The organism is Streptomyces sp. BK208 (genome assembly GCF_004364245.1).
In the GTDB taxonomy this organism is placed as follows: Bacteria; Actinomycetota; Actinomycetes; order Streptomycetales; family Streptomycetaceae; genus Streptomyces.
In genome coordinates this window covers 183355-206022 of the sequence record NZ_SOAV01000005.1, presented here as the reverse complement: position 1 = coordinate 206022, position 22668 = coordinate 183355, and the positions used below count along the sequence as shown (strand labels likewise).

At 73.1% G+C, this 22668-nt stretch carries 24 protein-coding genes; 11 read left to right on the top strand and 13 right to left on the bottom strand.

The features are described 5' to 3' along the window. The first annotated feature begins 41 nt into the window (after nucleotides 1-41). The gene (locus EV562_RS14560) at nucleotides 42-1157 is read left to right on the top strand and encodes a magnesium and cobalt transport protein CorA (RefSeq protein ID WP_133887225.1); all 1116 of its coding nucleotides are present in this window, start codon (nucleotides 42-44) and stop codon (nucleotides 1155-1157) included. Nucleotides 1158-1190: 33 nt separating this feature from the next. Beyond that, on the top strand, nucleotides 1191-1703 hold the full coding sequence (locus EV562_RS14555) for a hypothetical protein (protein ID WP_133887224.1): 513 nt from the start codon (nucleotides 1191-1193) through the stop codon (nucleotides 1701-1703). A gap of 41 nt (nucleotides 1704-1744) precedes the next feature. Here EV562_RS14555 and EV562_RS14550 read toward each other — a convergent pair whose 3' ends face one another. Further along, a complete protein-coding gene (locus tag EV562_RS14550) occupies nucleotides 1745-2482 on the bottom strand; it encodes a hypothetical protein (protein ID WP_166661782.1) in 738 nt (245 codons plus the stop codon). A gap of 285 nt (nucleotides 2483-2767) precedes the next feature. Between EV562_RS14550 and EV562_RS14545 the strand changes: the two genes are divergently transcribed. From EV562_RS14545 to EV562_RS14535, 3 genes are read left to right on the top strand one after another with little or no spacing between them, the layout of a single operon-like run. Continuing rightward, complete coding sequence (locus tag EV562_RS14545; RefSeq protein ID WP_133887223.1) at nucleotides 2768-4084, top strand: CBS domain-containing protein; 1317 nt, start codon at nucleotides 2768-2770, stop codon at nucleotides 4082-4084. Next, the gene (locus EV562_RS14540; protein ID WP_166661781.1) at nucleotides 4074-4673 is read left to right on the top strand and encodes a DUF1003 domain-containing protein; all 600 of its coding nucleotides are present in this window, start codon (nucleotides 4074-4076) and stop codon (nucleotides 4671-4673) included. Before EV562_RS14545 ends, EV562_RS14540 begins: the two co-directional genes overlap by 11 nt. A 44-nt stretch (nucleotides 4674-4717) precedes the next feature. Then, entirely contained in the window at nucleotides 4718-5851 is a 1134-nt protein-coding gene (locus EV562_RS14535; protein ID WP_133887222.1) for an Mrp/NBP35 family ATP-binding protein, read from the top strand. Nucleotides 5852-5918: 67 nt separating this feature from the next. Here EV562_RS14535 and EV562_RS14530 read toward each other — a convergent pair whose 3' ends face one another. The 5 genes from EV562_RS14530 to sigE form a co-directional block, all read right to left on the bottom strand. Further along, a complete protein-coding gene (locus EV562_RS14530; protein ID WP_166661780.1) occupies nucleotides 5919-6590 on the bottom strand; it encodes a hypothetical protein in 672 nt (223 codons plus the stop codon). A 230-nt stretch (nucleotides 6591-6820) separates the two neighbouring features. Then, nucleotides 6821-7279 carry a sec-independent translocase gene (locus tag EV562_RS14525; RefSeq protein WP_133887220.1) on the bottom strand — a complete coding sequence of 153 codons (459 nt, stop codon included), beginning with the start codon at nucleotides 7277-7279 and terminating at the stop codon, nucleotides 6821-6823. A 147-nt stretch (nucleotides 7280-7426) separates the two neighbouring features. Then, complete coding sequence (locus EV562_RS14520) at nucleotides 7427-9493, bottom strand: trypsin-like peptidase domain-containing protein (protein ID WP_208298351.1); 2067 nt, start codon at nucleotides 9491-9493, stop codon at nucleotides 7427-7429. A gap of 94 nt (nucleotides 9494-9587) precedes the next feature. Then, on the bottom strand, nucleotides 9588-10589 hold the full coding sequence (locus EV562_RS14515) for a zf-HC2 domain-containing protein (RefSeq protein ID WP_133887219.1): 1002 nt from the start codon (nucleotides 10587-10589) through the stop codon (nucleotides 9588-9590). Next, entirely contained in the window at nucleotides 10586-11254 is a 669-nt protein-coding gene (gene sigE, locus EV562_RS14510) for an RNA polymerase sigma factor SigE (RefSeq protein WP_133887218.1), read from the bottom strand. The genes EV562_RS14515 and sigE overlap by 4 nt, the downstream gene beginning before the upstream one ends. A gap of 290 nt (nucleotides 11255-11544) precedes the next feature. Here sigE and EV562_RS14505 point away from each other — a divergent pair, with 290 nt between their 5' ends. Continuing rightward, nucleotides 11545-12243 (top strand): O-methyltransferase, encoded by a 699-nt coding sequence (locus tag EV562_RS14505; RefSeq protein ID WP_166661816.1) that lies wholly within the window; start codon nucleotides 11545-11547, stop codon nucleotides 12241-12243. A 97-nt stretch (nucleotides 12244-12340) separates the two neighbouring features. Here the strand turns inward: EV562_RS14505 and EV562_RS14500 are convergent, their stop codons facing one another. Continuing rightward, nucleotides 12341-12508 carry a DUF3117 domain-containing protein gene (locus EV562_RS14500; protein WP_003966491.1) on the bottom strand — a complete coding sequence of 56 codons (168 nt, stop codon included), beginning with the start codon at nucleotides 12506-12508 and terminating at the stop codon, nucleotides 12341-12343. 358 nt (nucleotides 12509-12866) lie between these two features. On the opposite strand from EV562_RS14500, the gene EV562_RS14495 reads away from it, so the two are divergent. Next, nucleotides 12867-13670, top strand: coding sequence for an enoyl-CoA hydratase-related protein (locus EV562_RS14495; protein ID WP_133887216.1), 804 nt, complete (start codon nucleotides 12867-12869; stop codon nucleotides 13668-13670). Nucleotides 13671-13783: 113 nt separating this feature from the next. Here EV562_RS14495 and EV562_RS14490 read toward each other — a convergent pair whose 3' ends face one another. Together EV562_RS14490 and EV562_RS14485 are read right to left on the bottom strand one after the other, a co-directional pair. Continuing rightward, nucleotides 13784-14368, bottom strand: coding sequence for a DNA-3-methyladenine glycosylase I (locus EV562_RS14490; protein ID WP_133887215.1), 585 nt, complete (start codon nucleotides 14366-14368; stop codon nucleotides 13784-13786). Further along, entirely contained in the window at nucleotides 14365-14724 is a 360-nt protein-coding gene (locus tag EV562_RS14485; RefSeq protein ID WP_133887462.1) for a DivIVA domain-containing protein, read from the bottom strand. Before EV562_RS14485 ends, EV562_RS14490 begins: the two co-directional genes overlap by 4 nt. Nucleotides 14725-14914: 190 nt before the next feature. Between EV562_RS14485 and folP the strand changes: the two genes are divergently transcribed. Continuing rightward, on the top strand, nucleotides 14915-15787 hold the full coding sequence (gene folP / locus EV562_RS14480; protein WP_166661815.1) for a dihydropteroate synthase: 873 nt from the start codon (nucleotides 14915-14917) through the stop codon (nucleotides 15785-15787). Between the two features lie 217 nt (nucleotides 15788-16004). On the opposite strand, the gene EV562_RS14470 is transcribed toward folP, so the two are convergent. After that, nucleotides 16005-16763, bottom strand: coding sequence for a TIGR00730 family Rossman fold protein (locus EV562_RS14470; protein ID WP_133887213.1), 759 nt, complete (start codon nucleotides 16761-16763; stop codon nucleotides 16005-16007). Nucleotides 16764-16880: 117 nt separating this feature from the next. After that, the gene (dapE, locus tag EV562_RS14465; protein ID WP_133887212.1) at nucleotides 16881-17960 is read right to left on the bottom strand and encodes a succinyl-diaminopimelate desuccinylase; all 1080 of its coding nucleotides are present in this window, start codon (nucleotides 17958-17960) and stop codon (nucleotides 16881-16883) included. A gap of 83 nt (nucleotides 17961-18043) precedes the next feature. Here dapE and EV562_RS14460 point away from each other — a divergent pair, with 83 nt between their 5' ends. Then, nucleotides 18044-19033 (top strand): heavy metal transporter, encoded by a 990-nt coding sequence (locus EV562_RS14460; protein ID WP_133887211.1) that lies wholly within the window; start codon nucleotides 18044-18046, stop codon nucleotides 19031-19033. Nucleotides 19034-19396: 363 nt separating this feature from the next. Next, the gene (locus tag EV562_RS14455) at nucleotides 19397-19828 is read left to right on the top strand and encodes an ATP-binding protein (protein ID WP_133887210.1); all 432 of its coding nucleotides are present in this window, start codon (nucleotides 19397-19399) and stop codon (nucleotides 19826-19828) included. Between the two features lie 106 nt (nucleotides 19829-19934). Here EV562_RS14455 and EV562_RS14450 read toward each other — a convergent pair whose 3' ends face one another. Next, nucleotides 19935-21032, bottom strand: a complete 1098-nt coding sequence (locus tag EV562_RS14450) for a bifunctional succinyldiaminopimelate transaminase/glutamate-prephenate aminotransferase (RefSeq protein WP_133887209.1) — start codon at nucleotides 21030-21032, stop codon at nucleotides 19935-19937. A 120-nt stretch (nucleotides 21033-21152) separates the two neighbouring features. Next, a complete protein-coding gene (gene fdxA, locus EV562_RS14445) occupies nucleotides 21153-21473 on the bottom strand; it encodes a ferredoxin (RefSeq protein WP_003973842.1) in 321 nt (106 codons plus the stop codon). Between the two features lie 140 nt (nucleotides 21474-21613). On the opposite strand from fdxA, the gene EV562_RS14440 reads away from it, so the two are divergent. Next, nucleotides 21614-22642: a GNAT family N-acetyltransferase gene (locus EV562_RS14440; protein WP_133887208.1), complete on the top strand. Its 1029-nt coding sequence runs from the start codon at nucleotides 21614-21616 to the stop codon at nucleotides 22640-22642. Nucleotides 22643-22668 lie beyond the last annotated feature (26 nt).

Below are 22668 nucleotides of genomic sequence, written 5' to 3'. Positions count from 1 at the left end.
TCACCGGCCTCGTTCGCTGCCCCGCCGCGAAGGAGCCTGCCATGTCGATGATCCGTGACCTGCGCGCCGTGGTCCGCCCGTCCCGCGTCTCCCTGCGCAAGGACGGCGGCACCTACGACACCACCCGCGACCCGGCGACCGCCTCCGCCGTGGTGGACTGCGCCGTCTACCGCGACGGCACCCGCGTCGAGACCGACGTGCCGCTGACCCCGCACACCGCGATGCGCCAGGTGCGCCGCGACGGCGGCTTCGTGTGGATCGGGCTGCACGAGCCCACCGAGGACGAGTTCGCCGGTATCGCCCGGGAGTTCGGGCTGCACCCGCTGGCCGTGGAGGACGCCGTCCAGGCCCACCAGCGCCCCAAGCTGGAGCGCTACGACGACTCCCTGTTCACGGTCTTCAAGACCGTCCACTACGTCGACCACGACCAGCTCACCGCCAACAGCGAGGTCGTCGAGACCGGTGAGGTCATGTGCTTCACCGGGCGGGACTTCTTCATCACCGTCCGGCACGGCGGGCAGGGGTCGCTGCGCGCCCTGCGGTGCCGGCTCCAGGAGGACCCCGAGCTGTTGCTCAAGGGCCCCTCGGCGGTGCTGCACGCCATCGCCGACCACGTCGTCGACGGGTACATCGCGGTCGCCGACGCGGTGCAGGACGACATCGACGAGGTCGAGACCGAGGTGTTCTCGCCGGGCCGCAAGGGCACCCCGCGCGGCACGGACGCCGGGCGGATCTACCAACTCAAGCGCGAGGTACTGGAGTTCAAGCGGGCGGTGGCGCCGCTGCTGCGCCCCATGCAGCTGCTCAGCGAGCGGCCGATGCGGCTGGTCGACCCGGAGATCCAGAAGTACTTCCGGGACGTCGCCGACCACGTGGCGCGGGTGCAGGAGCAGGTCATCGGCTTCGACGAACTGCTGAACTCCATCCTCCAGGCCAACCTCGCCCAGGCGTCCGTCGCGCAGAACGAGGACATGCGCAAGATCACCTCGTGGGCCGCGATCATCGCCGTGCCGACCATGGTGTGCGGTGTCTACGGCATGAACTTCGACTACATGCCGGAGACGCACTGGAGGTTCGGCTACCCGATGGTCCTCTCCGTCACGGTCGTCATCTGTCTGGGCATCCACCGCACGCTCAAGCGCAACGGCTGGCTCTGAAGGGGCCCGCGGGCTCCTGGATAGGCTGACCGCATGACAAGCGAGCTGCTCCGCCAGGCCCTCGTCGAGGAGGCCACCAAGAAGTCCGGCCTCATCTGGGTCAAGGGCCCCGGGGTGCCCGCACGGGCGCTGTGGCACGTCTGGCACGAGGGCGCGGCCTGCGTCGTCGGTGACGGGCCCGGCGAGCAGCCGCTGCCGGGTCTGGCCGACGGGGCCGCCGCCGAGGTGACGGTGCGCAGCAAGGACAAGGGCGGCCGGCTGGTCTCCTGGGCCGCGCGGGTCGTGGAGCTGCCCTCCGGTTCCGAGGCGTGGCAGGCGGCGGTCGGCGACCTCAAGGGCAAGCGGCTCAACGCCCCCGACGGCGAGGCCATGACCGGCCGCTGGGCCCGCGAGTGCCGGGTGCTGCGCCTGGAGCCGACCGGGGACACGGCGCCGCTGCCCGACGCCTCGCTGGCCGAGGCACCGCTGCCCAGCCCGGCGACGACCCGCCGGCCGGCTCCGGCGGGGCTGCCCAGGCTGCTCCTGAAGCGCCGCAAGCGCCGCTGAGAGGCGGGGACCGCCTGACGAACAGGCCCACCCGGCTCCCCTCAGGACGACGGCAGCTGCTTGCCGTAGTCCAGGGTGTCGTCCTTCGCCGGCTGCTCCAGCGCGAAGCCCTTGTTCCAGTCCGAGAAGCCGATCGTGCCCGCGCTGCCCGCCCGCACCAGGCGCAGCGGGTAGGGCCGGCCCTCCAGGGAGACGTCCAGCGAGCCGCCGGCGCCGTCGTCGCCGCTGATCCGGACGGTGCGTACGCCCGCCTGCTCGTGCCGGCCGTCGGTCTTCACCGTGCCGTGCAGGGTCAGCAGACCGCCGAGGAGGACGTCCTTGTCCGTGAAGCCGCTGAACTTTTTGTACGCGGGGTCGTTCTGCGGCACCTTCACGTACTTGCCTGCGAGCTTGTCGGCCGCCTTGGCGTCGCCGTCGTCGTGGCTCCAGAACCCGGCGTCGGCCTTGAGGAAGAGCTGCTCGCCGACCCGCAGCAGTCCGAACGTCGTCCCCTGCGCGGCGACCGTCCCGGTCCCTCCGTCGGCCTTCAGCCGCATGTCGAGGGTGTACGTGTCGCCGCCGGCCTCCACCGAGCCGTGCAGGCGTACCGTGTCCGCGGTCTCGGCGGCCGTACGGGCCTTGGCGTGGATCTGGTCCGCCGTGAGCTTCCCCAGGCCGTTGGTGCCCGCGTCGGGGTCTTCGCTGCCGCATCCCGTCAGCCCGGCTCCCGTCACGGCCAGGGCGCACACCGCGCCCAGCCAGGCGGCCCTGCGGATTCGGCGCCGGGGAGTCACAGACACAGGTGGGACTGCCTTTCTGTCGGGGCTGACACGGGGCCGGCGGACGTCGGCGGCGGACCGACCGGGCCAGGGCGCAGCGTACCGGGGCCGCCGACGGCGAACGGAGCCAGTCCGTCCGGACCGGCCGCCAGGGCACGGCCGATCGGGACGGGCTAGCCTGAAGCGCGTCCGAGCGGGCAATTCGGAAAAGGGACTCCGTACGAATCAGCTTTCACGCACTCTCACCCGACGACCTTCACGCGCGCTCGCCCGGACCCGCGCAGCGTGAGGAAAGGAGCCGCGGCCATGGCGGCTGGCGCCCCCCGGATCTTCGTCTCCCACCTCTCCGGCATCGCCGTGTTCGACCCGGCCGGCGACCAGGTGGGACGCGTCCGCGATCTGGTCGTCATGCTCCGCGTCGGCCGCAAACCCCCGCGCGTCCTCGGGCTGGTCGTCGAACTCACCACCCGCCGGCGCATCTTCCTGCCCATGACCCGGGTCACCGGCATCGAGTCCGGCCAGGTCATCACCACCGGCGTCCTCAACGTCCGGCGCTTCGAGCAGCGGCCCACCGAGCGCCTCGTCTTCGGGGAGCTGCTCGACCGGCGGGTCACGCTCACGGAGACGGGTGAGGAGGCCACGGTGCTCGACCTGTCGGTGCAGCAGCTGCCCGCCCGCCGTGACTGGGAGATCGACAAGGTCTTCGTCCGCAAGGGCAGGAAGGGCGGCGCCTTCCGGCGCAACAAGGGCGAGACACTCACCGTCGAGTGGTCCGGCGTCACCGGGTTCTCCGTCGAGGAGCAGGGGCAGGGCGCGGAGAACCTGCTGGCCACCTTCGAGCAGCTGCGCCCCGCCGACCTCGCCAACGTCCTGCACCACCTGTCCGCCAAGCGCCGTGCCGAGGTCGCCGCCGCCCTCGACGACGACCGCCTGGCCGACGTGCTGGAGGAGCTGCCCGAGGACGACCAGATCGAGATCCTCGGCAAGCTCGCGGAGGAGCGCGCCGCGGACGTCCTGGAGGCGATGGACCCCGACGACGCGGCCGACCTGCTGGGCGAGCTGCCCGAGGCGGACAAGGAGCGGCTGCTGAGTTTGATGCAGCCCGCCGACGCGGCCGACATGCGGCGCCTGATGGCGTACGAGGAGCACACGGCCGGCGGTCTGATGACGACCGAGCCGATCGTGCTGCGGCCCGACGCCACCGTCGCCGACGCGCTGGCCCGCATCCGCAACCCCGACCTGTCCCCGGCGCACGCCGCCCAGGTCTACGTCTGCCGGCCGCCCGAGGAGACCCCGACCGGCAAGTACCTGGGCACCGTCCACTTCCAGCGCCTGCTGCGGGACCCGCCGTACACGCTGGTCGGCTCGATCCTCGACGACGACCTGCAGCCCCTGGAGCCGGACGCCGCGCTGCCGGTGGTCGCCGGGTTCTTCGCCGCGTACGACATGGTCGCGGCGCCGGTCGTCGACGACTCCGGGGCGCTGCTGGGCGCGGTCACCGTGGACGACGTACTGGACCACATGCTGCCCGACGACTGGCGGGAGACCGAATACCACTTGGACGACGCCGACGCCGACGACGCGGCCGGGACGACGGGGGAGGCGGGCGCCGATGGTGCCTGAGCGCGAGACGACGACCCGGGAGCGCGCCACGTCGGGAGCCACCGCTTCCTCCCGGGCCCGCGCCCGCCTCGACCAGCCCCGGCCGCCGCGCCGCAGGCTGCTGCCCGAGTGGGACCCGGAGTCCTTCGGCCGGCTGTCGGAGCGGGTGGCGCGCTTCCTGGGCACCGGGCGGTTCATCGTCTGGATGACGGTCGTCATCGTCCTGTGGGTGGTGTGGAACGTGTCGGCGCCGAGCGGTCTGCGCTTCGACGAGTACCCGTTCATCTTCCTGACGCTGATGCTCTCCCTCCAGGCCTCCTACGCCGCCCCGCTGATCCTGCTCGCACAGAACCGGCAGGACGACCGCGACCGGGTCAACCTGGAGCAGGACCGCAAGCAGAACGAGCGGTCGATCGCCGACACCGAGTACCTGACCCGGGAGATCGCCGCGCTGCGCATCGGCCTCGGCGAGGTCGCGACGCGGGACTGGATCCGCTCCGAGTTGCAGGACCTGGTCAAGGATCTGGAGGACCGGCAGAACGGTCACCATCCCGACCGCGGGGTATTCCCGGCAGACCGGTCGGCGGGACGTGACGTACACGACCGCTGACGGGGCTTTCCGTGCCCCGTGTGCGGCGCCGTACCATCGTCTTCATGGCTACGGAAGACGCGGTGCGCGAAGCACTGGCGACGGTGAACGACCCCGAGATCAACCGGCCCATCACCGAGCTGGGGATGGTCAAGTCGGTGGAGATCGGCGCGGACGGAGCGGTCGCGGTCGCCGTGTACCTGACGGTCTCCGGCTGCCCCATGCGGGACACGATCACGCAGCGCGTGACGGACGCGGTGTCGCGGGTCGAGGGTGTCACGCGTGTCGACGTCGAGCTGGACGTGATGAGCGACGAGCAGCGCAAGGAGCTGGCCACCGCGCTGCGCGGCGGGCAGACCGAGCGCGAGGTGCCGTTCGCCAAGCCGGGCAGCCTGACCAGGGTGTACGCGGTGGCGTCCGGCAAGGGCGGCGTCGGCAAGTCCTCGGTGACGGTGAACCTGGCGGCCTCGATGGCGGCCGACGGTCTGAAGGTCGGTGTCGTGGACGCCGACATCTACGGCCACTCGGTGCCGCGCATGCTGGGTGCCGACGGGCGTCCCACCCAGGTCGAGAACATGATCATGCCGCCCTCGGCCAACGGTGTGAAGGTCATCTCGATCGGCATGTTCACCCCGGGCAACGCGCCGGTGGTCTGGCGCGGCCCGATGCTGCACCGCGCGCTCCAGCAGTTCCTCGCCGACGTGTACTGGGGCGATCTGGACGTGCTGCTGCTCGACCTGCCGCCCGGCACCGGTGACATCGCGATCTCGGTGGCGCAGCTCGTGCCGAACGCCGAGATCCTGGTCGTGACGACGCCTCAGCAGGCCGCGGCCGAGGTGGCGGAGCGGGCCGGCGCCATCGCCGTGCAGACCCACCAGAAGATCGTCGGCGTGGTCGAGAACATGTCCGGGCTGCCCTGCCCGCACTGCGGCGAGATGGTCGACGTGTTCGGCACCGGCGGCGGGCAGATGGTGGCCGACGGCCTGACCCGCACGACCGGTGCGTCGGTGCCGGTCCTCGGGTCCATCCCGATCGACGTCCGGCTGCGCGAGGGCGGCGACGAGGGCAAGCCCGTCGTCCTGTCCGACCCTGACTCGCCGGCGGGCGCGGCCCTGCGCTCGATCGCGGGGAAGCTCGGCGGCCGTCAGCGTGGCCTTTCGGGGCTGTCGCTGGGGATCACCCCGAAGAACAAGTTCTGACCTCCCGTACGGGAGTGGGGGCGCTGTCCACCGGGACGGCGCCCCTCGTCGTGCGCGGGGCCGCCGGTCAGGCGTACGCGGCGATGTCCTTGACGACGGCGAAGGCCAGCCCGTAGGCGCTCATGCCCCGTCCGTACGCGCCGAGGTGGACGCCCTGCCCGGTGGAACCGGCGAGCACCCAGCCGAACTCGGACTCCCGGTAGTGGAAGGGCGTCGGCACGCCGTCCACCGGGAGGGACAGCGTTGTCCAGTCCTCACCCTCCAGGTCGTCCGCGAGGACCCACGCGGTCTCCGTCTGCTGCTCCAGCCACTCGTCGCGCAGCGAGTGGTCCATCTGGCCGGGCCAGGTGAAGGACAGCAGCCCCACCCCGGCGAGCCAGGCCGCCGTGGAGACCGAGGTGGCCTCCAGCAGGCCCGTGCCGTCGGCGCTGCGCCGGTCGGGGTTGGCCGCGACGGTCACGACGACCGCGAACTTCTCCTTGGCGTCCTGCTCGTCGCCCGCCACGTGCTCGTTGCGCACCGACGGTTCGTCGCCGTGCCCGATCGAACCGTGCTCCACCGCCCCGTCGGCCGCCGTACCGATCTGCATCAGCCGGCGCGGCCCCGTGAACGCCTCGTCGAGGCCGTACCACGGGAAGGGCGCACGCAGGTAGCCGTCCACCGTCTGCCGGCCGGAGGGGGACTGTGGTCCACCCTCCGCGGCCGGCGCCTGCGCGACTGCCCGACTCGTCGTCTCCATGTGCCCGGACGCCTCCTCGCTCTCGTCGGACAGGAACGGCCCGCCCCCCTTCGGGCGCACTCGTCCGGTCCGCACAACAACCTGGGAAGCATAGCCACACCGTGGGCGGCAGCAGGGAAACCGCCCGGCGCGTGGGCCGCGTGGGCGTCGTCCTCGGGGCCGGTGCGGCCCGTCCGGAGTAAGGGGCACGTCGCGCTCGCGGTCCGTGGGCCGCGGTCCGCGGGCCGGGATCAGGTGGCGTCGGCGTCGTAGGGCGGGCGGTCGTCGGCGGGCTTGCCGGCCTGACCGGACTCCTCGGGCTTCTTCGACATGTCGATCCGGCCGCCGCCGGAGGACCCGGACGACTTGGAGGACGAGGAGTCGCTGTCGCGGCCGTGGACCGCGTCGGTGACCTCGGCCATCTCCTTCTTCAGGTCGAAGCCGTTGCGAAGCTCCTTGAGGCCCAGCTCGTCGTTGTCCAGCTGCTTGCGGATGAACGTCCGGGGGTTCAGGTCCTCGAACTCGAAGTCCTTGAACTCGGGGCCCAGCTCCTGGCGGATGTCCTGCTTGGCGCTGTCCGAGAACTCCCGGATCTTCCGGATGGTGCGCGTCACGTCCTGGATGACCTTGGGGAGCTTGTCCGGACCGAAGACGAGCACGGCGAGGACGACGAGCGTCACGAGCTCTAGTGCGCCTATGTCATTGAACACCTGAAGCTCCTTGGAATGTCCGGGCCGCCACCACGGTACCCGCCGACCCCGTCCGACCGGTACCGTCCCGTGAGCCCCGAGCGCGTGTGGGTGAGCGCTTTCCGAATTGTTTGCCTTCCTGGCGCCTTGGGGGGACCTGTACGACGGTCAGTCGCCACCGGCGGAGCCGAGCACCAGTGAGACCTTCCTCTCCTTGCCGTCTCGCTCCAGGGTCAGCTCCAGCCGGTCCCCGGGTCGGTGGGCGCGGGTCTTCACGATGAGTTCCTCACCGGAGTGCACGCGCTGCCCGTCGACCGCGGTGATCACGTCCCCCGGCTCGATGCCGGCCTTGGCGCCGGGGCCGCCCGCGGTGACCGCGGGACCGCCGTCGCCGCCCTTGGCGCCCACGCGGGCGCCGTCGCCCGTGTAGCCCATGTCGAGGGTGACGCCGATGACCGGGTGGGCGGCCTTGCCGGTGTTGATCAGCTCCTCGGCGACGCGCTTGCCCTGGTTGATGGGGATGGCGAAGCCGAGCCCTATGGAGCCGGCCTGGCCGCCGTCCGCGTCGGCGCTGCCGCTGTCGGCGGAGCGGATCGCGGAGTTGATGCCGATGGCCCGGCCCCGTGCGTCCAGGAGGGGGCCGCCGGAATTGCCGGGGTTGATGGGCGCGTCGGTCTGCAGGGCGTCGACGTACGAGACGTCGCTGCCGTCGCTCTCCTCGCCGCCCGCGGTGATGGGCCGTTCCTTGGCGCTGATGATGCCGGAGGTGACCGTGCCGGCCAGGTCGAAGGGGGCGCCGATGGCGACGACGGGGTCGCCGACCCGCACGCTCTCCGAGTTGCCGAGGGGCATGGGGGTGAGGCCGCTGACGCCCTTGACCTTCACCACGGCGAGGTCGTACCCGCTGTCCCGGCCGACGACGGTGGCCTCGGCGGTGTCGCCGCTGTTGAAGGTCACCGTTATCTCGCCGCCGGACCCGGCGGGTTCCACGACGTGGTTGTTGGTCAGGATGTGGCCCCGGTCGTCGAGTACGAACCCGGTGCCGGTGCCGGCCGCCTCGCTGCCGCTGACGTGCAGGGTCACCACGCTGGGCAGGGCGCGGGCGGCGATGCCCGCCACGCTGTCCGGTGCCCGCTCGGCGGCCTCCGGTGCGGCCTGCGGCAGCTCGACCGTGCCGACGCCGCCGTTGCGTTCCAGGTAGGCGCCCACGCCGCCGCCGATGCCGCCGGAGACGAGGGCGATGAGCAGGGCGCCGCCGACCAGCGTCCTCGTGGTCCGCCGTCGCCTCGGTGTCCGGTCCGGCGCCTCGCGGTACTGGGCGGCGGAGGCGGCCCAGGGGTCGTAGCGTCCCCACGGGTCGGCGCCGGGCTCGGCACCGGGCGCGGGAGCGGGCGGCCCCGCCCACGGGTCGGCGGCAGCCGCCGACGACGGGCCGGAGGGCGGCGGAACGGCGGTCGCCGGGGCGGCGGGTACGGCGTCGGGGCCCGCGGCGGGCGCTGCGGGTGCCGGGGCCGTGGGGGCGACGGGTGCCGGGACCTCCGCGAACGCGGGGACGGGTCCCGCGTGCGGGGGCGGGGACACCGACGAGGCGCCCGCGGGTGCGGGCGGAGCCGGCGCGGGGGCGGGAGCGGGCACTGCTGGTGCCTGCGGAGCCGGTGCGGGCACGCCCGGTGCGGGTGTGGTCGGCGCGGGTGTGGCCGCCTCCGTCACCGTGCCGTGGGCCGGTGTGGCCGCCGGGTGCTGGACCGGCGGGGCGGGGGCCCACGGGCCCGGCTCACCGTACGGCGGGGTGCTGTACGGGTCGGGTTCGTGCAGCGGCTTGGGACGCTCGGCGACCGGGGCGGGTCCGGCGGGCGGGGCCGGGTCAGCGGCCGGGGTGGAGCCGGCGGGCGGGGCCGTCCCCCGGGGCGGCTCGGCGCCCGCGTCCACCGTCGGGGCGGTGTCGGCGTCGGCGACGGGGCGCGGGTGCGGCGGGGTGCCCACCACGTCCGCCGGCCGGTCCTGGGCGGGCCGGGGCAGGTCCAGCTCGTAGTCGCCCTGGTCGGTCGCGCGGGGCGCCGGCGGACGCGCCGGTTCGAAGCCGCCTCCGTCCGTCCCGTGGGCTTCGGTGGCCGTTCCCGTGCCCGCGGTGGGGGCCGGGCGGGGGCGCTCCAGTTCGAAGTCGCCGTCGGGCGTGCCTTCGGACGAGCGGGGACGACTCCACCACTTCGCCCTCGTGGGCTTCCCCTCGTTCATGTTCTCCCCCGCAGCTGGCCGCAGATCGTCGGCTCCAAGGGCTCTGGCGCCACCCCGGATTCAATCAGGTTCGCGGACCGGCGCGCAGACGCCCTCAGCGAACCGGAGGGGAGGAGGCGGCCGGGGAAGCCACCGGGTAGGAGGACGGAGCCGGGTCGGGGGCGGCGAGCAGGGCGGGCGGCCTGGCCTCCGGGCTTGCCGGCCAGGAGCTGAGGGCGAGCGGCGCGACGGCTTCCAGCGGTCGTATCAGCGGGGACATGGCGGCGGCGCCGGCCGTCACCGGAGTGGTCAGCGCGCGTACGGCCTGCTGCCGTGCGTCGCCCCCGGAGGGGGCCGGCATCCCGGGCAGCAGCGGCGCGGAGGCCGAGGTGGAGGCCACGGAGGCATCGCCCAGCGCCCGCTGGCCCTGCCCGAGCAGGGGGCCGCCCGTGCGGCGGCGCTGGCTCTCGGAGCCGGTGGCCGCCGCCGAGCCCGGGGTGCGCACGGGCGTCGCGTTGCTCCCGCTGCCCGAGCCGCGGGCGTCGGCGGTGGTGTCCGCCGTGCCGAGGGTGACGCCGCCCAGCGCGATCGCGGCCAGCGACACCGCACCGGCGGCGGCGAAGGCGAACCGCAGACCGCGTGAGGCCGAACGCTCGGACTCCGCCCGGCCCACGTCGTGGATCCGGAAGCCTCCCCGGCTCGGGGAGGAGGCCGGCAGCACGGGTGCGTGCGGCCGGGCGGGGGCGTAGTCGAACTCGAACCGCTCGCCCCGCCGCGCGCCGAAGCCACCGAAGACGCCGGAGGCCGCGGTGGCTGTGATCCCCCCGGACAGCCCGGCGAACGGTGGGCCGCCGCCGTCGGTGTCACCGCCGCCGGGGAGTCCCTGGAGGCGGGCCAGGAAGCTCTCGGACGGGGCCGGCGGGGCCGCTTCCGCGAAGACGTTCTTCAGTTGGCGCTGCGCGTCGACCTCCGCCTTGCACTTCGGGCAGGTCGCCACGTGGGCCAGCACGCGCTCACGCGCGTCATGACCGAGCTCTCCGTCCACCAGGGCGGAGAGTCGGTCTCCCAGATGCTGCTCTGCGAGGTGTCCCTCGGACTGAGGCCGTGATCCGCTCACGCGCTCGTGCCCCCTCCCCCCAGCGCGGGCACACCGGTCGCGAACGAGCGGCGGTCGGCCCGCGCCTTCGGGGACCGGTGGGCGAGCGCCTTGCGCAGCTGGGAACGGCCGCGGTGGATGCGGGAGCGGACCGTGCCGAGCTTGACGCCGAGGGTCGCGGCGATCTCCTCGTACGAGAGTCCCTCGATGTCGCACAGGACGACGGCGGCGCGGAACTCGGGCGCGAGGGTGTCCAGGGCCTGCTGGACGTCCGCGTCGAAGTGGGCGTCGTGGAAGAGCTGCTGCGGGGTGGGCTCCCTGCTGGGGAGCCGCTCGGCCGCGTCGTCGCCGAGCGCGTCGAACCGGATGCGCTGCTTGCGGCGGACCATGTCGAGGAACAGGTTGGTCGTGATGCGGTGCAGCCAGCCCTCGAAGGTGCCGGGCGTGTAGGTCGACAGGGAACGGAAGACACGGACGAAGACCTCCTGGGTGAGGTCCTCGGCGTCGTGCTGGTTTCCCGTGAGGCGGTAGGCGAGGCGGTAGACCCGGCCGCTGTGGGTGCTGACGATCTCCTCCCAGGTGGGCGGAGTCCACGCAGGCCCGTCCGCGTCGCCGGTGAAGGTCGCGGTCTGGGCGGGTCCCTGGGCGGGACCGGCGTGGCTGTGGTCAGCAGCGGTGTCGTTCACGGATTTCGGCCTGCCTGCCGATCCGAGGAAGCGCCGCAGCACTCCGCCCCGATCCGCGGGTGCGGCCGCACCTCCCCTGTCGGCTCTGGTGGTGTCCAGTGGAGCCCCTACCATAGCCACCTCGCCCGTTAGCTCCGGATAAGCGGTTTTACGAGAATTTGATCGGGGCCGGTACGGCTCGTCCGGCCGCGTCAGCACCAGCTCGGCGCCCTGCCTCATCCGCCGTCCTCCCCGTCGCGGCCGCGGCCGCTCAGTCGTCTCTTTGCTTGCCCCTTTAAACGACTGGTCCCATCTGCGGGTTCCCGACGCCAACGGATACAGTCACGCCGAGGCAACGACGGGGACAGGAGAGGGTCATTACCGGCAACCGGCAGACGAGCTGGGCGTTCGCCGACGCCTATGTCGCCGAGGACGACGCGCTGCTCTGGGCACGCGACCGGGCCCGCGAGGCGGGTCTGCGCTCGGTGACCCCGGGCACGGGGTCCGCCCTGGGCCTGCTCGCCGCCGCCGTGGACGCCAAGGCGGTCGCGGAGATCGGCACCGGCTGCGGCGTCTCCGGGATCCATCTGCTGCACGGCATGCGGCCGGACGGCGTGCTGACCACGGTCGACCCGGAGCCGGAACACCAGCAGTTCGCCCGCCAGGCCTTCCGGGCCGCGGGCTTCGCCAGCAACCGGGCACGGTTCATCCCCGGGCGGGCGCTGGACGTGCTGCCCCGGCTCGCGGACGCGGGCTACGACCTCGTCTTCTGCGACGGCGACCGTCTGGAGTACCTGGACTACCTCGCCGAATCGTTGCGCCTTCTGCGTCCCGGAGGTCTCGTCGCCTTCGAGGGGGTCTTCGGCGCCGGCCGCACGATCGACTCGGGTCCGCAGCCCACCGAGGTGCTGCGGCTGCGGGAACTCCTGCGCGCGGTGCGCGAGAGCCAGGAGCTGGTGCCGTCGCTGCTTCCGGTGGGCGACGGGCTGCTGTGCGCCGTGAAGCGCTGACCGGACGCGCGGCGCACCGGGGAACGCCGCCGGACGACAATCACCCCGGCACCAGGTGCGGTACCGGGGCGACTGAACGGGTATGGTCGCTCGCGCGTCAGCCGACGACCTTCTTGAGGGCGTCGCCGAGCGCGTCGGCCTCATCGGGGGTCAGCTCGACGACGAGTCGACCGCCGCCTTCGAGCGGAACGCGCATGACGATGCCCCGCCCCTCCTTGGTCACCTCGAGCGGGCCGTCGCCCGTCCGCGGCTTCATGGCCGCCATGCTCGTTCCCCTTCCTGATACCAGCTCACCGTCACCGCCGACGGCCCCTGAGGGCACGCGCAGTCCGGCTTGGACGCGCGACACCGGCATCGAACACATTGCTTCCCAGCCATTATCCCGCATCCCAGGACCCGATGACCAACATCGGTCGGCATCGCTTGGGCAACGCGCGCGAGCAAAACCACTCAATTCGGCGATGTGACTGCGATACTGCGCGCCCCCGCGCACCTCAGCCGAACGGAAACGGACCGGAATCCTTTGACGCAGGTCACATCGTCCGGGCGATCCGTCGCCGGTGATCTCCGTCATGCTGTCTGACGGACACCATCCAGGAATGCCGCTACGCGGAGGGGATCACATGGCCGACACCGTGCTCTACGAGGTGAGCGACGGGCTCGCGACGATCACGCTGAACCGCCCCGAGGCGATGAACGCGCTGAACATCGAGACCAAGGTCGCGCTCCGGGACGCGGTGCGTTCCGCGGCGGCGGACGACGCCGTACGGGCGGTGCTGCTGACCGCGGCCGGAGAGCGGGCGTTCTGCGTGGGCCAGGACCTCAAGGAACACATCGGCCTGCTGGCCTCCGACCGGGAAACGGGCTCGGGGCAGACCATGAGCACGGTGCGTGAGCACTACAACCCGATCGTGCGGGCGCTCGCCGGGGCCGGGAAGCCGGTGGTCGCCGCCGTGAACGGCGTGGCGGCCGGGGCGGGCCTCGGTTTCGCGCTCGCGGCGGACTACCGGATCGTCGCGGACACGGCGGCGTTCAACACGTCCTTCGCGGGCGTGGCGCTCACCGCCGACTCCGGAGTGTCCTGGACGCTGCCGAGGGTCGTCGGCCCCGGGCGCGCCGCCGACCTGCTGCTCTTCCCGCGCAGCATCGGCGCGCAGGAGGCGTACGAGCTGGGCATCGCCACCCGGGTCGTCCCCGCGGCGGACCTGCGCGCCGAGGCCGAGAAGACGGCGCGGGCGCTGGCCGAGGGGCCGACGGTGGCGTACGCGGCGCTGAAGGAGGCGATGGCGTTCGGGCTGACGCACTCGCTCTCCGAGACGCTGGACAAGGAGGACGAGCTGCAGTCGCGGGCGGGTTCCTCCGAGGACCACGCTATCGCGGTGCGGGCGTTCGTCGAGAAGGCGAAGCCGAAGTACCTGGGCCGCTAGGGGGTGTCGTTCGGATCTTGCCGTGGGTCGCGGGGTCCGGCACCCCCTGGACGACGGCCGGTCCGTCCGGGGAACGGGCGGGCGGCGGCAGGCGGGGGCGGGGGCCCGGCGGTTCAGCTCCGGCGGGCCACGCACCCGGCCAGGTGGTCGTCGACCAGCCCGCACGCCTGCATCAGCGCGTACGCCGTCGTCGGTCCGACGAAGCGCAGGCCCCGCTTCTTCAGGGCCTTGGACAGCGCCGTGGACTCGGGTGTGACGGCCGGGACGTCGGCGAGGGTCTTCGGGACCGGGCGCGCGGCCGGGTCCGGGGCGTACGACCAGATCAGCGAGTCCAGGTCGCCGGGCGCCCAGTCGGCCAGCACGCGCGCGTTGGCGAGGGTCGCGTCGATCTTGGCGCGGTTGCGGATGATGCCGGCGTCGGCGAGCAGGCGCTCGCGGTCCGCGTCGGTGAAGGCGGCGACCTCGGCGATCTCGAAGCCCGCGAAGGCGCGGCGGAAGCCGGTGCGGCGGCGCAGGATGGTGATCCAGGACAGGCCGGACTGGAAGGCCTCCAGGCTGAGCCGCTCGTACAGGGCGTCGTCGCCGCGGACCGGGCGGCCCCACTCGTCGTCGTGGTACGCGACGTAGTCCTCGGTGGACAGCGCCCAGGGGCAGCGCGGCGCGCCGTCCGGGCCCGCGACGGCCTCCCCGGTGCTCACTGCTGCTCCTCGGGGGCCGGCTTGTCCATGACGGCGTGCCGGTGGGCCGCGGCGGCCCGGGCGCCCGCCAGCGCGGACTCCAGGTCGGCGATCCGGTCGTCGCGCTCGGCCAGCTCGGCACCGAGGCGGCCGAGGGCGTCGTCGACGTCCGCCATGCGGTAGCCGCGGACCACGAGCGGGAAGCGCAGCCGCTCCACGTCGCCGCGGCCCACCGGGCGGTCCGGCGGCAGGGCGTCCCGCACCCGCTCGGGTGCGGCGTCGGGCAGCGGCCCGCTGTCGCCGCCGCCCACCACGGCGAGCGTCACCGCGGCCACGACGACGGCCAGCGCGATGACGAGGAACAGGAACATGACCATCGCTGGGGCCCCCATGGTCGGGTCGGACTCCGGTCCGGGCCGGAGCCGGTCGTGCCGGAGTCTGTCTGAGTCGGAGTCGGTTGTGCCGGGTCCGATCGTGCCATGCGAGTCTGACAGTCGGGAGCGCGGCCGTCGAAGGACCGCGCACCCGAGGCCGAGGCGGGACGAGAGAACGGGTATGGACGAGAAGATGTCACAGGGGACGCTCAGGCTGGGCAGGCGTGAGTTCGCGGCGCACGAGCCGGTGGTCATGGCGATCGTGAACCGGACCCCCGACTCCTTCTACGACCAGGGGGCGACCTTCCGCGACGAGCCGGCCCTCGCGCGCGTGGAGCAGGCGGTGGCCGAGGGCGCCGCGATCATCGACATCGGCGGCGTGAAGGCCGGCCCGGGGGACGAGGTGTCGGCCGAGGAGGAGGCGCGGCGCACGGTGGGGTTCGTCGCCGAGGTGCGGCGGCGCTTCCCGGACGTGGTGATCAGCGTGGACACCTGGCGGCACGAGGTGGGCGAGGCCGTGTGCGAGGCCGGGGCCGACCTGCTGAACGACGCGTGGGGCGGCGTCGACCCGAAACTCGCCCAGGTCGCGGCCCGCCACGGGGTGGGCCTGGTGTGCACGCACGCGGGCGGCGCCGAGCCGCGGACACGGCCGCACCGGGTGACGTACGACGACGTCGTGGACGACATCCTGCGGGTGACGCTGGGGCTGGCCGAGCGCGCGGTGGAGCTGGGCGTGGCGCGCGAGTCGGTGCTGATCGACCCCGGGCACGACTTCGGGAAGAACACGCGGCACAGCCTGGAGGCGACCCGGCGGCTCGGGGAGATGGTGGAGACGGGGTGGCCGGTGCTGGTGTCCCTGTCGAACAAGGACTTCGTCGGGGAGACACTGGACCGGCCGGTGAAGGAGCGGGTCATCGGCACGCTGGCGACGACGGCCGTGTCGGCCTGGCTCGGGGCCCGGGTGTACCGGGTGCACGAGGTGGCGGAGACGCGGCAGGTCCTGGACATGGTGGCGACGATCGCCGGACACCGGGAGCCGGCGGTGGCGCGGCGGGGGCTGGCCTAGGACCCGCCTCCCCCGCCGGGTGGCCGGCAGCTAGGGGGTGTCGTTTGGATCAGGTCGGCTCCGGGCGACGGTGCCCTGTTGCCGACCCGAGCGGGGTCTGGTGCGTGCAGCTGCAAGGCGGAGGAGGGCGACAGGGCGGAGCCCTGGCAACCGACGACAACGCCGCAAATGTGCGTGCCGGACCCCGCGACCCACGGCAAGATCCAAACGACACCCCTCAGCGGCCCGCCTCCTTGGAGACCAGGGCCACCGCCTCCTCCACGTCGTCCGTGACGTGGAAGAGCAGGAGGTCCTTCTCCGCCGCCTTGCCCTGGGCCACCAGGGTGCCGCGGAGCCAGTCGACCAGGCCGCCCCAGTACTCGGAGCCGAACAGGACGATGGGGAAGCGGGTCACCTTCTGGGTCTGCACCAGGGTGAGGGCCTCGAAGAGCTCGTCCAGGGTGCCGAGGCCGCCGGGCAGGACGACGAAGCCCTGCGCATACTTCACGAACATCATCTTGCGCACGAAGAAGTAGCGGAAGTTCAGCCCGATGTCGACGTAGGGGTTCAGCCCCTGCTCGAAGGGCAGCTCGATGCCGAGGCCGACCGACGTGCCCTTCGCCTCCAGGGCGCCCTTGTTGGCCGCCTCCATCGCGCCGGGCCCGCCGCCGGTGATGACGGCGAACCCGGCCTCCACCAGGCCGCGGCCCAGCCGGACGCCCGCCTCGTACTCCGGTGAGTCCACCGGCGTACGGGCGGAGCCGAAGACGCTGATGGCGGGCGGCAGTTCGGCGAGGGTGCCGAAGCCCTCGATGAACTCCGACTGGATGCGCAGGACGCGCCAGGGGTCGGTGTGGACCCAGTCCGTCGGAGCGCGCTCGTCCAGCAGGCGCTGGTCCGTGGTGCTCTCCTGCACCTTGTCCCGCCGCCGGAGGACGGGGCCCAGGCGCTGCTCCTCCGGTGGCCGCTTCTTGCCCTCGGGGTTGCCGGTAGCCATACGCGCTCCCTCCAGTCGCAGGTTCTTCCACCTCAGCGTAGATCTACGCGGGTTACGTACGAGGGACCTGAGCATGTCCGCCACGCTGCGACATAAACCCGTCGCCCGGGCCGTGGATCATGCCGTCAGCCAGGACCGCAGGCGCTCCTCCCCCGCGAGGACCTTGGCCACCTCCACGCGCTCGTCCCGCTTGTGCGCCAAGTGGGGGTTGCCCGGGCCGTAGTTGACCGCCGGTACGCCGAGCGCCGAGAAGCGGGACACGTCCGTCCAGCCGTACTTGGGCTGCGGGGTGCCGCCCACCGCCTCGATGAAGGCCGCCGCCGCCGGGTGGGACAGTCCGGGCAGGGCCGCGCCGCTGTGGTCGTCGACCACGAAGTCCGTCACCCCGCAGTCCGCGAAGACCTCGCGCACGTGGGCGAGGGCGTCCTCGGGGCTGCGGTCCGGGGCGTAGCGGAAGTTGACCGTGACCACGCACTCGTCGGGGATGACGTTGCCCGCGACCCCGCCGGTGATGCCGACCGCGTTGAGGCCCTCGCGGTACTCCAGGCCGTCGATGACCGGGTAGCGGGGCTCGTACGCCGCCAGGCGCGCGAGGATCGGGGCGGCGGCGTGGATGGCGTTGGAGCCCATCCAGGAGCGCGCGGAGTGTGCCCGCTCCCCCGCCGTCTTCAGCAGGACCCGCAGGGTGCCCTGGCAGCCGCCCTCCACCTGGCCGTCGGACGGTTCGAGCAGCACCGCGAAGTCGCCCTCCAGCCAGTCGGGGTGCGCCTCGGCGACGTGCTTGAGGCCGTTCAGCTCGGCGGCGACCTCCTCGTTGTCGTAGAAGACGAAGGTCAGGTCGCGGTTGGGGGCGGGGACGGTGGCCGCGATGCGCAGCTGGACCGCGACGCCCGCCTTCATGTCGCAGGTGCCGCAGCCCCACAGGACCCCGTCCTCGTCGAGCCGGGAGGGGACGTTGCCGGCGATCGGCACCGTGTCGATGTGGCCGGCCAGGATCACGCGCTCCGCGCGGCCCAGGTCCGTACGGGCGACGACGTTGTTGCCGTACCGCTCGACCGACAGGTGCGGCAGGGCCCGCAGCGCGCTCTCGATCGCGTCCGCCAACGGCTTCTCGGTGCCGCTCTCGGACGGGAAGTCGACGAGCCGCGCGGTAAGCTCCGCGGCGTCCAACGTGAGGTCAAGCGGGGTATCGGCCATGGCCCCGACCCTAACTCCCCGCCCCTTCGGGCAGTGTCCGTACCCGGCGGACACCGGACCCTACCCTCCAGTACCTTGTACGCGTGCTTCAGCCGTCCCCACCCCGCAAACGCCGCGGCCGCCTCGCCCGTTCGGGCGCCGCCTCCGTGGCCCTCCTCGCGGTCGCCGGTTATCTGGCCGTGCAGTACGTCACCGGGGGCGCGGGCGCCCCGGGGTGCGAGGTGGCCTCCGGCGAGGGCGGCGGGACGACCTACGAGTTCACGCCGGAGCAGGCCGTGAACGCGGCGACGATCACCGCCGTGGGCACCGCGCGCAAGCTGCCGGAGCGGGCCGTGACGATCGCGCTGGCGACCGCGCTGCAGGAGTCGGCGCTGCGCAACCTGGACCACGGCGACAAGGACTCGCTCGGGCTGTTCCAGCAGCGTCCCTCGCAGGGTTGGGGCAAGCGCGAGGAGATCATGGACCCGGCGTACTCGGCGGGCCTGTTCTACGACCACCTGGTCGAGATCCCCGGCTATCTGGACCTTCCGCTGACCGACGCCGCGCAGCGCGTGCAGCGCAGCGCCTTCCCGGACGCCTACGCCAAGCACGAGCCGGACGCCGAGCTGCTCGCCGCCGCCCTCACCGGGCGGTCCGCGGCGACGCTGACCTGCGACGGACGCCCCGGCTCGACGCCGGAGAAGGGCCCGGACGCGGTACGCGCGGCACTGGTGCGGGACTTCGGGCAGACCGTGCTCCGGCCGGCCGGGGCGGAGGTGGCCGACGGCGGGGACACCGGCGCCGGCGCCCCGCGGGTCGCGGGTGCCTCGGACGGGCGGACCGTGACGGTGCCCGTGAGCGGCGGCGGCTCGGGCGCGGAGCCGACGGCCGGGCGGGCGGCCGAGCCACGCGGCTGGCAGCTGGCGCACTGGGCGGTGGCCAACGCCTCCTCGCTGCACATCCAGCGGGTCGCCTACGCGGGCCGGGAGTGGACCGCGGGCAACACCGACAGCAAGTGGTCCCCGACGGACGCCGGGGGCACCAAGGGCGCGGAGCGGGCGGCGGGGCCGGTGCGGATCACCTCCACGCGGTAGGCCGCGCCCCGCCGCGCCCCCCGTCCGGCGTTCACCCGTACGGGCCGTCACCCCTGGGAGTGGCCCGCGTCGGCGCGGGATCGACGTGGTGCACGGGTTGGGGCGCCGTCGCCGCCGCAGGCGCCGGAGGCCAGGAAAATCAAGGGCCGTAAGGATTCGGCAGACTTTCCGACCGGCTCCCTTTTGCCCGTTTTTCTGTGCACCTGATAATGCGACGCATTACCAACTCTTTACGTTGGGTCGCCGCAACCTTCGTGGCTCTCGAGCGGTAGTCACTGCGTCCGAGCCCGGTCGATCACTCTCCGATCGCTCCGGGACGGTCGGATTCCCATCGTTGTCGTCGACTTCCGTCGAAGGAGCATCATGTCCCTCCCCCTGACCCGCAGGATCGCCCGTGCCGCGCTGCTCGTCGCTGCAGGAGCGGCTGCCGGGGTCGGTGCGGCCGGCTCCGCCAGCGCGGCTCCCGAACTGCCGGCCGCCCCGAACCTCGGGGGACTGACCGCCCTGGACGGGGCGAACGTCGGCAACACCGTCGACTCCGCGGCCCAGAACGTCACCGAGACCGCGGGGGACACCGGCGGCAAGGCCGTGAAGAAGGCCGTGCCGACCGCCGGCAAGACCGGTGGGTCGGTCGTCAAGAAGGCCACGCCCGCCGCGCAGAACGCCGCCGGGGACGCGGCGGGCTCCGCCGGGGACCTTGTCGGTGACACGGCTTCGACCGCCACGAAGGGTGGGCTGCCGACGGACGCGCTGGGCAAGGGTGGGCTGCCGGTGCAGGGTCTGCCGATCGGCTGAGCGCCGGATTTGAGCGGCGCCGGGGCCCAGGGTTTCTTCCCTGGGCCCCGGCGTTCTGCTGTCCTGCGCCGGTGCGGTGGCCGCAGCCGGGGCCGGCAGGACGCCGTCAGGACTTCAGGCGGGCGACGGCTGCCTGGACGCGTTCGTCCGTTGCCGTGAGGGCGACGCGGACGAAGTTCTCGCCTGCGGGGCCGTAGAAGTCGCCCGGGGCCACCAGGATGCCGCGGTCGGCCAGGTGGGCGACCGTGTCCCAGCAGGACTCGTCGCGGGTGGCCCAGAGGTAGAGGCTGGCCTCGCTGTGCTCGATGCGGAAGCCGTGGCCGAGCAGGGCCTCGCGCAGGGCGGTGCGGCGGGACGCGTAGCGCTCGCGCTGGACGCGGACGTGCTCGTCGTCACCGAGGGCCGCGACGACGGCGGCCTGGGTCGGTGCCGAGGTCATCATGCCGCCGTGCTTGCGGATCTCCAGGAGCGGGCCGAGGAGCGCCGGGTCGCCGGCCAGGAAGGCCGCGCGGTAGCCCGCGAGGTTGGAGCGCTTGGACAGGGAGTGGACGGCGACGAGACCGTCGTACGAGCCGCCGTTGACGTCCGGGTGCAGGACCGAGACCGGGTCGGCCTCCCAGCCCAGTTCCAGGTAGCACTCGTCGGAGACCACGAGGACGCCGTGCTCGCGGGCCCAGGCCACGATCCGGGTCAGCTCCGCCTTGGACAGGACCTTGCCGGTCGGGTTCGACGGCGAGTTGAGCCAGAGGAGCTTCAGTCCCGCCGGGTCCAGCCCGGTCGGGTCGTCGTACGCCTCGTACTCCGCGCGGGCCAGGCGCGCGCCGACCTCGTACGTCGGGTAGGCGAGGCGCGGGAAGGCCACCCGGTCGCCCGGCCCGAGGCCCAGCTGGGTCGGGAGCCAGGCGACGAGTTCCTTGGAGCCGACGATGGGCAGCACGTGGCGGTGGGTGACGTCGCGGGCGCCGAGGCGGCGCTCGACCCAGCCGGTGATCGCGTCGCGCAGCGCCGGGGTGCCCCAGACGGTCGGGTAGCCCGGCGAGTCCGCCGCGTCGACGAGGGCCTTCTGGATCAGCTCGGGGACCGGGTCGACCGGGGTGCCGACCGAGAGGTCGACGATGCCTCCGGGATGGGCTGCGGCCGTCTTCTTGTACGGCTCCAGCCTGTCCCAGGGGAAGGTGGGAAGACGGTCGGAGACTGCGGACACGGTGGGTGGCTCCCTTTCCTCGGCGGCGCGCGGTGCTACGGCAAACGCCTCGGTCCCGTGCGGCGCCGATCGGGGTGACCGGGCCGTACGGGACCGAGGCGGCGCGTGTGCGGGCCGCTCTTACTGGTTCTGCGGCGGCAGCGCGGCGACGAAGGGGTGGTCGCGCTCGATCAGGCCCAGCTTGCTGGCGCCGCCGGGCGAGCCGAGCTCGTCGAAGAACTCGACGTTCGCCTTGTAGTAGTCCTTCCACTCCTCGGGAGTGTCGTCCTCGTAGAAGATCGCCTCGACCGGGCAGACCGGCTCACAGGCACCACAGTCGACGCATTCGTCCGGGTGGATGTACAAGGACCGCTGGCCCTCGTAGATGCAGTCGACCGGGCACTCCTCGATGCACGCCTTGTCCTTCACGTCGACACAAGGCTGCGCGATGACGTAGGTCACGCTGTCGTTCCTCCTCGATAGGGCGCTGGCGGGCCTCCGTAGGCTCCGCCGCCTGGCGCGCGGGAGCGCGGCGTCGTCGATGCCCGCCCCTAGTATCTCCGTTCTTGGGCATGATCCGAACAGGAGGGGTGGACAGACCTGTGGAAATCTCTGCCGCAGGGCGACTTGAGGTCCGTATCACCGCTGCTGACGTGGGCAAACGAGTCTCCGTACGGCGCTTGAGCGAAGCTGGTGTCGCGGGTGAGAAGTTCACCGACACGGTCGGCGTTCTCACATCATGGACCGATGGTGTGCTGCTGATCACACGAAAGAGTGGCGAGAGCGTCCGTGTCGCGGAGTCCGACCTGGTCGCCGGGAAGGTCGTGCCGGCCGCGCCCGCCCGCCGGCGGGGTCCCGCCGCGTCCTACGAGGAGCTGGCGCGGGTCGCCGCGCGGGCCTGGCGTCCCGTGGAGAGCGAGCGGCTCGGGGCGTGGGAGCTGCGGGCGGCCGCGGGCTTCACCCGGCGGGCCAACTCGGCGCTGCCGCTCGGCGATCCGGGGCTGCCGCTCGACGAGGCGCTGACGGCCGTGCGGCGCTGGTACGGCGAGCGCGGGCTGCCCGCGTACGTGCAGACCGCCACCGGTGCCGTCGGCACGGAGGAGCTGCTGTGCGCGGAGCTGGAGCGGCGGGGCTGGGTCCGCGAGGTGACGGCCGAGGTGTGGACCGGTCCGCTCGCGCCGGTCGCCGATCTGGCCGAGGGCTCGGGTGTGGTCCTGTCCCGGGAGGCGGACGAGGCCTGGCTGGCCCGGTACCAGCGCAAGGGCGTCAGCGAGGTGGCGCTGCGGGTGCTGAGCAGCGGGCCGTCGGTGTGGTTCGCCAAGGTGCCCGGCGCCGACGCGGACGCGGACGCCCCGGGCACGCCCGCGGCGATCGGGCGGTGTGTCGTGGACGGGCGTTGGGCGTCCTTCGCGGCGGTCGAGGTGGATCCCGCGCTGCGGCGCCGGGGGCTCGCGACCGAGGTGATGGCCGCGTTGGCCCGGCGGGCACTCGACGAGGGCGCGTCGGCGGCGTGGCTCCAGGTGGAGACGGACAACGCGGGGGCCCGGGCGCTGTACGCCCGGATGGGCTTCGCGGCGCACCACGCCTACCACCACTACCGGGAGCCCGGGTCCGCCGGGACGGACCGGTAGCCGACCGCCTCGACGGCACCGCAACC

Excerpts from the sequence above, each read along its gene's own strand:
- EV562_RS14560 (WP_133887225.1), top strand. The coding sequence starts at position 42 with ATGTCGATGATCCGTGACCTGCGCGCCGTGGTCCGCCCGTCCCGCGTC.
- EV562_RS14520 (WP_208298351.1), bottom strand. The coding sequence starts at position 9,493 with ATGAACGAGGGGAAGCCCACGAGGGCGAAGTGGTGGAGTCGTCCCCGC.
- dapE (WP_133887212.1), bottom strand. The coding sequence starts at position 17,960 with ATGGCCGATACCCCGCTTGACCTCACGTTGGACGCCGCGGAGCTTACC.
- EV562_RS14495 (WP_133887216.1), top strand. The coding sequence starts at position 12,867 with ATGGCCGACACCGTGCTCTACGAGGTGAGCGACGGGCTCGCGACGATC.
- folP (WP_166661815.1), top strand. The coding sequence starts at position 14,915 with ATGTCACAGGGGACGCTCAGGCTGGGCAGGCGTGAGTTCGCGGCGCAC.
- EV562_RS14540 (WP_166661781.1), top strand. The coding sequence starts at position 4,074 with ATGGTGCCTGAGCGCGAGACGACGACCCGGGAGCGCGCCACGTCGGGA.
- EV562_RS14500 (WP_003966491.1), bottom strand. The coding sequence starts at position 12,508 with ATGGCGGCCATGAAGCCGCGGACGGGCGACGGCCCGCTCGAGGTGACC.
- EV562_RS14470 (WP_133887213.1), bottom strand. The coding sequence starts at position 16,763 with ATGGCTACCGGCAACCCCGAGGGCAAGAAGCGGCCACCGGAGGAGCAG.
- EV562_RS14545 (WP_133887223.1), top strand. The coding sequence starts at position 2,768 with ATGGCGGCTGGCGCCCCCCGGATCTTCGTCTCCCACCTCTCCGGCATC.
- EV562_RS14535 (WP_133887222.1), top strand. The coding sequence starts at position 4,718 with ATGGCTACGGAAGACGCGGTGCGCGAAGCACTGGCGACGGTGAACGAC.
- EV562_RS14555 (WP_133887224.1), top strand. The coding sequence starts at position 1,191 with ATGACAAGCGAGCTGCTCCGCCAGGCCCTCGTCGAGGAGGCCACCAAG.
- EV562_RS14455 (WP_133887210.1), top strand. The coding sequence starts at position 19,397 with ATGTCCCTCCCCCTGACCCGCAGGATCGCCCGTGCCGCGCTGCTCGTC.
- EV562_RS14530 (WP_166661780.1), bottom strand. The coding sequence starts at position 6,590 with ATGGAGACGACGAGTCGGGCAGTCGCGCAGGCGCCGGCCGCGGAGGGT.
- EV562_RS14485 (WP_133887462.1), bottom strand. The coding sequence starts at position 14,724 with ATGGTCATGTTCCTGTTCCTCGTCATCGCGCTGGCCGTCGTCGTGGCC.